This window comes from Streptomyces sp. NPDC049585 (genome assembly GCF_040675615.1).
GTDB classification, from domain to species: domain Bacteria; phylum Actinomycetota; class Actinomycetes; order Streptomycetales; family Streptomycetaceae; genus Streptomyces; species Streptomyces luteosporeus.
Genome location: NZ_JBFAPE010000001.1, coordinates 302,365 through 313,670, shown reverse-complemented (window position 1 = coordinate 313,670; position 11,306 = coordinate 302,365). Strand labels below are relative to the sequence as shown.

Below are 11,306 nucleotides of genomic sequence, written 5' to 3'. Positions count from 1 at the left end.
GTAGGGAACTGCCTCGGCCCCCGTCGCCTCCTCGGCGACGGGGGCCGATCGTTTTCGGCCGTTCCCGGCAGGGTCACGGGAGCACCCATGACATCTGTCATGCCTGCCTGACGACGGCTGACACTGCCCGAAGCCGTGTTCGGCTTGGGATGATTCTTGCCATGACCACTACTGCAGGCACGTACACGGGGGAAGGGCGCCGCACAGGCGCTCCCGTGGTCAGCTTTTCGAATGTGAGCAAGAGCTACGGCACTGTGCACGCCGTCGCCGATCTGAACCTCGACCTCTACCCGGGTGAGACCGTCGCCCTGCTCGGCCCCAACGGTGCCGGCAAGTCCTCGACGCTCGACCTGCTGCTGGGGCTGCGCAACCCCGACGCGGGCCGGGTGGAGGTCTTCGGCACCACGCCCGGGCAGGCCATCGCCCAGGGCCGGGTCGGCGCGATGCTGCAGTCCGGTGGTCTGATGGAGGAGGTCAAGGTCCGCGAGCTGGTCAAGCTCGCCTGCGACCTGCACCCCAAGGCCTTCCCCGTGGAGCAGGTGCTCGAAGCGGCCGACCTGACCTCCATAGCCGACCGCATGGTCAACAAGCTCTCCGGCGGCCAGGAGCAGCGCGTGCGCTTCGCGATGGCGACGGCCGGCGCCAACGACCTGATCATCCTGGACGAGCCGACCACGGGCATGGACGTCTCGGCCCGCCAGGCGTTCTGGAGCGTCATGCGCGAGCAGACGCGCCAGGGGCGCACGGTCCTGTTCGCCACCCACTACCTCGAAGAGGCCGACGCGATCGCCGACCGCGTGGTCGTGCTGCGTCAGGGCCGCGTCCTCGCGGACGGCTCCGCCGCCGAGATCAAGGCGCGGGCCGGCGGCCGGCGGATCGTCTTCGACCTCGACCAGCCGATCGGCGAGGGCGCACTGCGCGAGCTGCCCTTCATCAGCTCCCTGGAGGTGAGCGGCCGCACCGTGCGCATCCAGTCCCAGGACGCCGACGCCACCGTCCACGCCCTGTACGGGCTCGGTCTGTACCCGCGCAACCTCGAGGTCGCGGGCCTCGGCCTGGAACAGGCCTTCCTCGCCATCAACGACGCCGCGACCGCCGAGGAGGCGGCCCGATGAAGACTCTCATCAAGCTCGAAATCACGCGCACCCTGCGCAACAAGAAGTTCATGTTCTTCTCCGTGCTCTACCCCGCGATGCTCTTCCTGGTCATCGCCGGTGGGGCCAGCGAGAAGGAGCTCGTCAAGGGCACGGATCTCACCCTGCCGCTGCTGATGATGGTCTCCATGGCCTCCTTCGGCGCCATCACCGCCGTCCTGGTGGGCGCCAGCGAGCGCATCGCCAAGGAGCGCGAGAAGGGCTGGGTGCGCCAGCTGCGCCTGACCGCCCTGCCGGGCCGCGGCTACGTGGGCGCCAAGGTCGCCTCCGCCGCCGTGGTCTCCCTGCCCTCCATCGTGTTCGTCTTCGTCGTCGCCGCCGTCGTCAAGCACGTGCGGCTCGACGCCTGGCAGTGGGGCGCCCTCACGGGCTCCATCTGGGCCGGCAGCATCGTCTTCGCCGCGCTCGGCGTGGCCCTGGGCTACCTCGTCACCGGCGACGCCGTCCGCCCCGTGACGTTCCTCGTCTACTTCGCCCTGTCCATCCTGGGCGGCCTGTGGATGCCCACCGCGACCTTCCCGGACTGGCTGCAGAGCATCGCCAAGTGGACGCCCACCCACGCGTACGCCGCGCTGGGCCAGGCCATCGAGGTCGGCGACGCCCCGCACCTGAAGGACGTCTCGCTGCTGGCGGCGTACCTCGTGCTGTTCGCCGGTGCGGCCGCGATGCTGTACCGCAAGGACACCCACAAGTCCTGAACGGACGAGGCGAGCGAGGACAGCGAGGAGAGACGGCCGTGGCCGCAGCCGAACGGCTCCGCACCGCGTGGCGGACCCTGATGGAGACGCAGGACACCCCGTCCTACGACAACGCCATCGGGCAGGCACCGGAGAACCGGCGCCAGATGACGATCAAGCTGATGTGGATCGGCATCTGGTTCGCCTACCTCGCCAGCCCCGCGGAGGACGTGCTCGGCCACCACCACGGCACCGCCGGCACGGTCGTCGGCGCCGTGGGCCTGCTGTCCTTCGTCGCCGCCTACCTCGTCCTCGTCTTCCGGCACATGGGCCGGGCCCTGCGGCGGCCCGTCGTCCTCTTCTGGCTGTGCGTGCTGCTCGCGCACGGCATGGCGTTCTCGCTGACGCTGGGCAGCCGGTGGCTGGTGCTCTTCGTCTTCACGAGCATCGCCTGCGGAGCCGTCCTGCCCGCAAAGCTCGCCCGCTCGGCAATTCCACTGGTCACGGGGGTACTGGTGGCCGTCGCCATGGGCGCGCCCACCGCCGAGGGAACGCCGGGAACCTGGGGCGAACTCATCGTCGCCCTCGTCTTCCCGGCGCTCCTCGGCGGTTTCGCCATGGTCGGCGTGCGCCAGATGGCCCTGACCACCCGCGCCCTGCGCGAGGCCCGGGCCACCGTCGCCCACCTGGCCGCCAACGAGGAACGCCTGCGGCTCGCCCGCGACCTGCACGACCTCCTCGGGCACTCCCTCTCCCTCATCACCCTCAAGAGCGAACTGGCCGGGCGCATGCTGCCCGACCGGCCCGAGGCCGCCGCCCAGCAGGTCGCCGACATCGAACGCGTCAGCCGGCAGGCCCTCGTCGACGTCCGGGAGGCCGTCAGCGGCTTCCGCCGCCCCACCCTCGACGCCGAACTCGCCGGCGCCCGCACCGCCCTCGCCGCCGCCGGCATCGCCGCCGACCTCACCCGCGCCCCCGGCAGCGGCCACCCCGACCTGCCGCCCGACGCCGAAGGCGCACTCGCCTGGGCCCTGCGCGAAGCCGTCACCAACGTCGTACGGCACAGCAGCGCCGGCCGCTGCGAAGTCGTCCTGGAGGAAGCCGGCGACACGATGTGCCTGACCGTCACCGACAACGGCAGCGGCGCGCCCGCCGGCACGTACGGCAACGGCCTGACCGGCCTCTCCGAACGCCTCGCCCTCGCCGACGGCCGCCTCACCACCGGCCCCGCCCCCGGCGGCGGCTTCCGCCTGCAGGCCTCCGTCCCACTGTCACGACGAGCAGGGACGCAGGACCCTACGCTGTCGCTGTGATACGAGTACTGCTTGCCGAGGACCAGTCGATGGTCCGGGAGGCCCTGGCCGCGCTTCTCGGGCTGGAAGAGGACATCGAAGTCGTCGTCCAGGTCGCCCGCGGGGACGAGGTCCTGGACGCCGCCCGGCACACGCCCGTCGACGTGGCGCTGCTGGACATCGAGATGCCCGGCATGACCGGACTGGACGTGGCGGGCCTCCTGCGGCGCGAGATGCCGCAGCTCAAAGTCGTCATCCTCACCACCTTCGGCCGGCCCGGCTACCTGCGCCGCGCCATGGAATCCGGAGCGGACGCCTTCCTCGTCAAGGACGCGCCGGCGGCACAGCTGGCGGATGCGGTGCGCAGGGTCCTGCGGGGGGAACGGGTCATCGACCCCACGCTCGCCGCGGCGGCCCTGGCCGAGGGCGCCAACCCCCTCACCGACCGCGAACGGGCCGTGCTCGCGGCGTCGGCGGACGGCTCGACGAACGCGGAACTGGCGAAGGGGCTGCACCTGTCGCCGGGGACGGTGCGCAACTACTTGTCGACGGCGATCCAGAAAACGGGCGCGCGCAACCGCGCGGAGGCGGTACGCATAGCGCGCGACAAGGGGTGGCTGTGACATTTCGGGGCTCCGCCCCGGACCCCGGTCCGGCGAACCCACGTCGCGCGGCAACCACGGCGCCCCGTAGGGGCGCGGGGAACTGCGCGACAAGCCACGGCGTACCCGCAGGTTGCCCGGACTCCGGGGTGGCGCGTCGACTGCGGGCCGTCGCTGGCCGATCGCGCCCACGCGGCGGCAGCGGCAGAACAACACCGCCCCGCGCCCCTGACGGGGCACTGCATGATCCGCCGAACACGGCCTAGGGGGCGCAGCCCCGCTCGGACACGGGGAGGTGGGGCTGGGGAGCAGTGGCCCGCAGGGCATCGCCCCGTCAGTTCAGCATGGCCCGCGCGGCGAGCGCACGGTGACGGACGGATTCCGCCGCGGCCGGTTCGACCGGGGCGATGACCTCCGCGTACTCCTCCATCTCGCGCGCCCCGCGCACGAAGTCGCCGCGTTCCACCAGCAGCTCCGCCCGTTCGTAGCGCAGGCGCGCCGGGTGGGTGGGCAGCAGGAGGGAGAGTTCGACGGCCCACAGCTGGACGTCGCTGCGTTCGGGGCGGGCCGCCGCCCAGGCGCGGATGTTGTTGAGCATGCGCAGGATGATCTCCAGGGGTTCCGCCGGGGAGAAGGCCGCCGCATCCAGGGGGGTGCCGGTGGCGCCGGCGACCAGGAGCCGGGCGTCGTCCTCGGACAGGACGCGGCCGCCGTCGAAGGGGTCGGCCAGGACGTGGCGGCCCCACGGGTCGCCGAAGCCGACGACGAAGTGGCCGGGCAGGGCCACCCCGTACACGGGAGCGCCGGCGCGGCGGGCGACCTCCAGCCAGACCACGGACAGCAGGATCGGCAGGCCGCGCCGCCGCCTGAGGACCTCGTGGAGCAGCGAGGACTCCAGGCGGCGGTACTCGGCGGGGGTGCCGTGGAAGCCGCAGTGCTCGCCGAGGAGCCGGGCGAGGGCGTCCGCCCACTGCCGGGGCTCGGCGGCGCGGCCGAGGGCGGGCAGCAGCCCGGCGAGGCGGTCCAGCTCGATCTGTGCGGCGTCGAGGTCGGCCTCCGGCAGTCCGTCCGCCGCCTCGGCGGAGATCAGCAGGCACAGGTGGGCCAGGTCGGGCCGGTCCTCGCGGGCCTCGGCGGCGAAGCAGCGTCGCCGGTCGGTGGTCTCGTCGTACATACCTGCCAGCGTCCTACTGCACCGGCCCGCGCCGGTAGTGGTAGGCGTGGTGGGTGGTGAAGCCGAGCTCGTCGTAGAGGCCGGCGGCCGCGCCGTTGTCGGTCTCGACCTGCAGGTATGCCGCGGAGGCGCCCTCGTCGAGGGCGGTGCGGGCGAGGGCGGCCATGACCAGCGTGGCCAGGCCCTGCCGGCGCCGGTCCGGGCTGACGTGCAGGGCGGCGAAGCCGGCCCAGCGGCCGTCGACGACGCAGCGCGCTATGGCCGCCGGCTCCTCGCCGGCTTCCTTGCCGGGGACGGTCGCGAACCACACCGACGGCCCACCGGTGAGCACGGCCAGGGCGGCGGCGGGGTCGCCGGTGCGGCCGTAGGCCTCCAGCCAGGCGGCGTCCGGTTCGCGGCTCAGCCGTACGCCGGCCGCGGCCTCGGCGGCCGGGACGGCGTCGGCGACGGGGGCCAGGGCGGCGGTGCGCATCAGGGCGTGCCGTTCCGCGGTCCAGCCGTGGGCGGCCAGCTCCGCGTCCAGCCGCTCGTCGGCCGCGGCGTCCCCGGTGCTGACCTGTACGCACGGGGCAAGGCCGCGTTCGGCGTACCAGGCGGTGATCCGTTCGAGGGCCTGCGGCAGGGGCAGGCCGCAGTCGCCGAGGGGCAGGACGGAGTTCGCCCGGTGGGTGAAGCCGCCGGCGGCGCGCAGGGTCCAGTCACCCAGCCGGCCGGTGTGCGGGGCGGGCCAGCCGCGGGCGGCGATCTCGACGAGCTCGCGGCGTCCGGCGGCCGGGCCCCGGCGACGGGCGGGGGCCTGCGGAATCACCTTCGCCGCGACGAGCGTGGATTCCGCGACGTCGACGACCTCCCCGGAACGCCGTGTGATGCGCAGCACACCCGCTGTCCACGAAGTGAGCACACCGACCGTGTCGGTGAATCGCTCGGGGGAACTCCCGGGGTCGTTCAGACGCCGGATCGAGACCCTTTTTCCCACATCTGTGGCGCTGATCCGCACCGCCGGCCCTCCGCCCGTGGTGAATTCCACAGCTCTGCTCGCCCCTCTTGTTCGTCAGGTGCTCCGGGAGGGAGATACTAGGTGTGGGCATCGACGACGCCGCGCTCCCGCGCGAGATGAGCCCTACCGAGGAGGAACGACAGCGTGACCTACGTCATCGCGCAGCCTTGTGTCGACGTCAAGGACAAGGCATGCATCGAGGAGTGCCCCGTCGACTGCATCTACGAGGGCCAGCGGTCCTTGTACATCCACCCGGACGAATGCGTCGACTGCGGCGCCTGTGAGCCGGTGTGCCCGGTCGAGGCGATCTTCTACGAGGACGACACTCCCGAGGAGTGGAAGGACTACTACAAGGCGAACGTCGAGTTCTTCGACGAGCTCGGTTCGCCCGGCGGCGCCTCCAAGCTGGGCCTGATCGAGCGCGACCACCCCTTCGTCGCCTCGCTCCCGGCGGACATCAACCCCGCCCACTGAGCAGCGGAAGCCATCGGGCCCCGTACGGCCGAGCCGCCGTGCGGGGCTCCGGCGTTTCCCGGTGAGCCCCCACCGCACCGTCAGAGCACCAGCGCACGAGAGCGAGCCCATGAGCGCAGTCTCCTCCCGCCTCCCCGTCTTCCCCTGGGACCGGCTCGAGCCGTACAAGGCCACCGCCGCCGCCCACCCGGACGGCATCGTCGACCTGTCGGTGGGCACGCCCGTCGACCCGGTCCCGGCCCTGATCCGGCAGGCGCTGGCCGACGCCGCGGACAGCCCCGGCTACCCCACGGTGTGGGGCACCGCCGCCCTGCGCGACGCGCTCACCGGCTGGGTGGAGCGCCGGCTGGGCGCCCGCGGCGTGGATCACACGAACGTGCTGCCCGTCGTCGGCTCCAAGGAGCTGGTGGCCTGGCTGCCCACCCAGCTGGGCCTGGGCCCCGGTGACAAGGTCGCCTTCCCGCGGCTGGCGTACCCCACGTACGCGGTGGGCGCCCGGCTGGCGGGCGCCGAGCCCGTCGAGTACGACGAGCCGTGGGAGCTGGACCCGGCGGGGCTGAAGCTGCTGTGGCTGAACTCGCCGTCCAACCCCACCGGCCGGGTGCTGTCCAAGGAGGAGCTGCGCCGCGCCGTGACCTGGGCGCGCGAGTACGGGGTGCTGCTGCTGAGCGACGAGTGCTACCTGGAGCTGGGCTGGGAGGCCGACCCCGTCTCCGTGCTGCACCCGGAGGTGTGCGGCGGCTCGTACGAGGGCATCGTCGCCGTCCACTCGCTGTCCAAGCGCTCCAACCTGGCGGGCTACCGCGCGGCCTTCGTCGCCGGTGACGCGGCGGTGCTGGGCGAGCTGCTGCAGATCCGCAAGCACGGCGGCATGATGGTCGCCGCGCCCGTGCAGGCCGCCACCGTCGCGGCCCTCGGCGACGACACGCACGTCGCCGAGCAGCGGGCCCGCTACGCCGCGCGCCGCAGCGCGCTGCGTGCCGCCTTCGAGGGCGCCGGCTTCCGCATCGAGCACAGCGAGGCGTCGCTGTACCTGTGGGCGACGCGGGATGCGTCGTGCTGGGAGACGGTGGGCGAGCTGGCGAAGCGGGGCATCCTCGTCGCGCCGGGCGACTTCTACGGCGAGGCGGGGGAGCGGTTCGTACGGATCGCCTTCACCGCCACCGACGAGAGGGTGGAGGCGGCGGTCCGCCGTCTGGCCGAGTAGGCCTACGCACCGGCGTACGCGCCGAGGGCGCGGAGACCATGCAAAGGGGGCCCGGAACGTCATGTTCCAGGGCCCCCTTCGCGCGTACCGCGCGCCGGATCAGCTGAGGGGAAGACCCTGGGTCGGCAGGCCCTGGGTGGGCAGGCCGGACTTGGTGACACCCTTGGCGGTCTCGCCCACGGCCTTGCCGGCGCCGCCCGCGACCTGGCCGACGGCCTTCTGCGCGGCCGGCACGTGCTCCTTGGTCGCCTTGCCGACCGTGCTGGTGGTGGTGTGGACGGCCTTGGCACCGACGCCCTGCGCCACGGACCCGGCCTGGTGGGAGGTCGAGTCGAGGTTGTTGCCCAGGTTGGCGCTGTCCACCGAGCTCAGGCCACCGAGGGCGTCGGGGGCCTTGACGAGGTCCGCGGCGCTCGCAGAGCCGGCCGCACCGACGACGGGAGCGGCACCCGCTGCGACGAGCAGGGCGACCCGGGCGATCCGACGCGTGAGGGGGAGGGACATGTTGCTCCTTTGACGGAGTGATGAGGTCGGTTGTGTCCGGCGTGCGGACGCAGTGACTACCGCGTGAGCCCCTCGAAGGTTGCGGTGGACCAAGGTAAAGAGTGAGTAATGCATCGCATTATCCGCCCCCTCCCAATCCCGCCATACCGGGCAGGTCGTCAATCGATGCGGAGGGTTGAAAAGCCTTTGAACGCAGGGAAGTTGAGGGCCGGTCGAGAATGCGTACGGGTGTGACCGGCGGAGGCAACTCCGGTGGATCCGGTGTACTCCAGGAGAGGGGATCGTCGCACTCCTGAGCGGCTGCCGAACGGCTATCGAATGGCTACCGAACGGTGGAGATGCGCACCGCCGGCGAGCCGTACGTCTGCGCCGCTTCCGTCGATTTCTGCCAGCCGTCCGCAGAATTCTTCGCCGTCCACACGCGGCCGTCGAAGGAAACGCGGTCGATGCGCAGTTCCGCCGCGTGCGCCACCGCCCACGACGCCAGCGCCCAGCCCAGGTGCGCCCCGTCCCGCGGACCGGCCTCCAGGCCCGTCCCCTGCCCCACCGGCACCGTCAGCGTGCCCGCCCCGCCGGCGGCCCCCGACCGGCCGTCCGCGCCCGTACCGCCCGTCACCGACGGCCGCACCAGCGCGCCGAACTCGCGCACCAGCTTCGTGCGCACCGCGCCCGCGTCGCCCGCCTTGCCGTCCCCCGGGCTCGTCGTGCAGCTGAACGACGCCGCCACCCGGCCGGTGAGCGCCGACGACAACAACGAGGCGTCCGGCTCGTGCTTGGCGTACGCCTGCGGGAACCCGCTGCGCTGCACCTTCTGCGCAGCCACCGTCAGCGGCAGCCGTGAGTAGCCGGGCACCTCCACCAGGTGGTCGTAGAACTTGCCCGCCGCGTACACCGGGTCCGTGATCTGCGCCGCCGTGCCCCAGCCCTGGGTCGGCCGCTGCTGGAACAGCCCCAGCGAATCGCGGTCCCCGTGGTGGATGTTGCGCAGCCCCGACTCCTGCATCGCCGTGGCCAGCGCGATCGTCACCGCCCGCTCCGGCAGCCCGCGCGAGGAGCCCACCGCCGAGATCGTCGCCGCGTTCACGGCCTGCTCGGGCGACATCCCGTACGACTCCCCGTCCGCCCGCACGGTGCACCGCGGGGCGCCCGGCCCACCCGTCACCAGTTGGACCACGAGATAGCCGATCAGCGCCAGCAGCACGGCGCAGGCGGCCACGGTTCGCAGCAGTCGGCCACGGCGGGTGACGGTGATCCGGGACATGCGGGTCACGTTACTTCAGAGACCGACCACCGACCGCCCCGGCGTCACCGGCGACCGCGTTAGGCTCGCGGCATGGATCACACCGCACTGGACCTGTCCCTCGACGCCGCCGCCCTCACCGCACGGCTCGTCGACTTCCGTTCCGAAAGCGGTGCCGAGAAGGACCTCGCCGACGCCATCGAGCAGGCACTGCGCGCCCTGCCGCACCTGACCGTCGACCGGCACGGCAACAACGTCGTCGCCCGGACGAACCTCGGCCGCACCGAGCGCGTCGTCCTCGCCGGCCACATCGACACCGTCCCCATCGCCGACAACGTGCCCTCGCGGCTCGACGAGAACGGCATCCTGTGGGGCTGCGGCACCAGCGACATGAAGTCCGGCGTCGCCGTCCAGCTGCGCATCGCCGCCACCGTGCCCGCCCCCAACCGCGACCTGACCTTCGTCTTCTACGACAACGAAGAGGTCGCCGCCCACCTCAACGGGCTCGGGCACGTCGCCGAGGCCCACCCCGACTGGCTCGCCGGCGACTTCGCCGTCCTCCTGGAGCCCACCGACGGCCAGGTCGAGGGCGGCTGCCAGGGCACCCTGCGCGTGCACCTGCGCACCACCGGCGAGCGCGCCCACTCCGCGCGCAGCTGGATGGGCTCCAACGCCATCCACACCGCCGCACCCGTCCTCGCCCGGCTCGCCGCCTACGAGCCCCGCCGCCCCGTCGTCGACGGCCTGCAGTACCACGAGGGCCTCAACGCCGTGCGCATCGAGGGCGGCGTCGCCACCAACGTCATCCCCGACGCGTGCACCGTGACGGTGAACTTCCGCTACGCCCCCGACCGCACCGAGGAGGAGGCCCTCGCCCACGTGCGCGAGGTCTTCGCCGACTGCGGGGTGAGCGAATTCGTCGTCGACGACCACTCGCCCGGCGCCCGCCCAGGCCTCACCCACCCCGCCGCACAGGCCTTCATGGCGGCCGTCGGTGGCACGGCCCTGCCCAAGTTCGGGTGGACGGACGTCTCCCGCTTCAGCGCCCTCGGCGTACCCGCCGTCAACTACGGCCCCGGCGACGCCCTCTACGCCCACAAGCGGGACGAACACGTGCGCACCGAACGGATCCTCCACTGCGAGGAGCGGCTGCGCACCTGGCTGACCGGCTGACACGCCCCGCCGGGGGCCTAGGCTGGACTGCCAACGATCTCTGCAGCGGAGGGAGCTCGGCATGGTCAGTTCCGAGGAGATGCGGGCACTGCGGGAGCAGCGCCGCGGGCCGGTCGTACGGCGCCAGAGCCAGATGCAGGCGGGCACCACCGACCAGCACCTGCTCGACACCCGCGGCACGGCGGACTGGGTGCACGAGGACCCCTTCCGGGTCCTGCGCATCCAGTCGGAGTTCGTCGAGGGCTTCGGTGCCCTCGCCGAACTTCCCCCTGCCATCAGCGTCTTCGGCTCCGCCCGCACCCGCCCGGGCAGCGCCGAGTACGAGGCGGGCGTCGCCATCGGCCGCGGCCTGGTCGAGGCCGGCTTCGCCGTCATCACCGGCGGCGGCCCCGGCGCGATGGAGGCCGCCAACAGAGGAGCCATGGAGGCCGGCGGCGTCTCCGTCGGCCTGGGCATCGAGCTGCCCTTCGAACAGGGGCTCAACCCGTACGTCAATCTCGGCGTCGACTTCCGCTACTTCTTCGTGCGCAAGACGATGTTCGTGAAGTACGCGAGCGGCTTCGTGGTGCTGCCGGGCGGCCTGGGCACCCTGGACGAGCTCTTCGAGGCCCTCACGCTCGTCCAGACCAAGAAGGTCACCCGCTTCCCGATCGTCCTCTTCGGCGCCGCGTACTGGCAGGGCCTGGTCGACTGGCTCAAGGGCACGCTGGTTGCCGAGGGCAAGGTCGGCCTGCACGACCTGGAGCTCTTCCACGTCACCGACGACGTCGACGAAGCGGTGACCCTGGTGACGAAGGAGGCGGGAGCCTAGG

Annotated in this window: 12 protein-coding genes; 8 read left to right on the top strand and 4 right to left on the bottom strand. The window is 72.5% G+C overall.

The window, feature by feature from the left end:
- Positions 1-161 precede the first annotated feature (161 nt).
- The 4 genes from AB0K17_RS01470 to AB0K17_RS01455 all read left to right on the top strand — a co-directional run bounded on the left by AB0K17_RS01470 (position 162) and on the right by AB0K17_RS01455 (position 3,746).
- Positions 162-1,115 carry an ABC transporter ATP-binding protein gene (locus tag AB0K17_RS01470; protein ID WP_365969397.1) on the top strand — a complete coding sequence of 318 codons (954 nt, stop codon included), beginning with the start codon at positions 162-164 and terminating at the stop codon, positions 1,113-1,115.
- Positions 1,112-1,852, top strand: coding sequence for an ABC transporter permease (locus AB0K17_RS01465; RefSeq protein WP_365969398.1), 741 nt, complete (start codon positions 1,112-1,114; stop codon positions 1,850-1,852). Before AB0K17_RS01470 ends, AB0K17_RS01465 begins: the two co-directional genes overlap by 4 nt.
- Before the next feature lie 80 nt (positions 1,853-1,932).
- Entirely contained in the window at positions 1,933-3,144 is a 1,212-nt protein-coding gene (locus tag AB0K17_RS01460) for a sensor histidine kinase (RefSeq protein ID WP_365969428.1), read from the top strand.
- Entirely contained in the window at positions 3,141-3,746 is a 606-nt protein-coding gene (locus AB0K17_RS01455) for a response regulator transcription factor (RefSeq protein ID WP_365969399.1), read from the top strand. Before AB0K17_RS01460 ends, AB0K17_RS01455 begins: the two co-directional genes overlap by 4 nt.
- Positions 3,747-4,059: 313 nt before the next feature.
- Here the strand turns inward: AB0K17_RS01455 and AB0K17_RS01450 are convergent, their stop codons facing one another.
- Positions 4,060-4,899 carry a transglutaminase-like domain-containing protein gene (locus tag AB0K17_RS01450; protein WP_365969400.1) on the bottom strand — a complete coding sequence of 280 codons (840 nt, stop codon included), beginning with the start codon at positions 4,897-4,899 and terminating at the stop codon, positions 4,060-4,062.
- A 13-nt stretch (positions 4,900-4,912) separates the two neighbouring features.
- Entirely contained in the window at positions 4,913-5,926 is a 1,014-nt protein-coding gene (locus tag AB0K17_RS01445; RefSeq protein ID WP_365969401.1) for a GNAT family N-acetyltransferase, read from the bottom strand.
- Between the two features lie 114 nt (positions 5,927-6,040).
- On the opposite strand from AB0K17_RS01445, the gene fdxA reads away from it, so the two are divergent.
- Both fdxA and dapC read left to right on the top strand, forming a co-directional pair.
- A complete protein-coding gene (gene fdxA, locus AB0K17_RS01440) occupies positions 6,041-6,370 on the top strand; it encodes a ferredoxin (protein ID WP_365969402.1) in 330 nt (109 codons plus the stop codon).
- 109 nt (positions 6,371-6,479) lie between these two features.
- Entirely contained in the window at positions 6,480-7,577 is a 1,098-nt protein-coding gene (dapC, locus tag AB0K17_RS01435; protein WP_365981723.1) for a succinyldiaminopimelate transaminase, read from the top strand.
- A gap of 99 nt (positions 7,578-7,676) precedes the next feature.
- On the opposite strand, the gene AB0K17_RS01430 is transcribed toward dapC, so the two are convergent.
- Both AB0K17_RS01430 and AB0K17_RS01425 read right to left on the bottom strand, forming a co-directional pair.
- Positions 7,677-8,081 carry an ATP-binding protein gene (locus AB0K17_RS01430; RefSeq protein WP_365969404.1) on the bottom strand — a complete coding sequence of 135 codons (405 nt, stop codon included), beginning with the start codon at positions 8,079-8,081 and terminating at the stop codon, positions 7,677-7,679.
- A 322-nt stretch (positions 8,082-8,403) separates the two neighbouring features.
- Positions 8,404-9,342: a hypothetical protein gene (locus AB0K17_RS01425; protein WP_365981722.1), complete on the bottom strand. Its 939-nt coding sequence runs from the start codon at positions 9,340-9,342 to the stop codon at positions 8,404-8,406.
- Between the two features lie 72 nt (positions 9,343-9,414).
- Between AB0K17_RS01425 and dapE the strand changes: the two genes are divergently transcribed.
- Positions 9,415-10,494 carry a succinyl-diaminopimelate desuccinylase gene (dapE, locus tag AB0K17_RS01420; protein WP_365969406.1) on the top strand — a complete coding sequence of 360 codons (1,080 nt, stop codon included), beginning with the start codon at positions 9,415-9,417 and terminating at the stop codon, positions 10,492-10,494.
- Positions 10,495-10,555: 61 nt separating this feature from the next.
- Complete coding sequence (locus AB0K17_RS01415) at positions 10,556-11,305, top strand: TIGR00730 family Rossman fold protein (protein WP_365969407.1); 750 nt, start codon at positions 10,556-10,558, stop codon at positions 11,303-11,305.
- The last annotated feature ends 1 nt before the right edge of the window (position 11,306 follow it).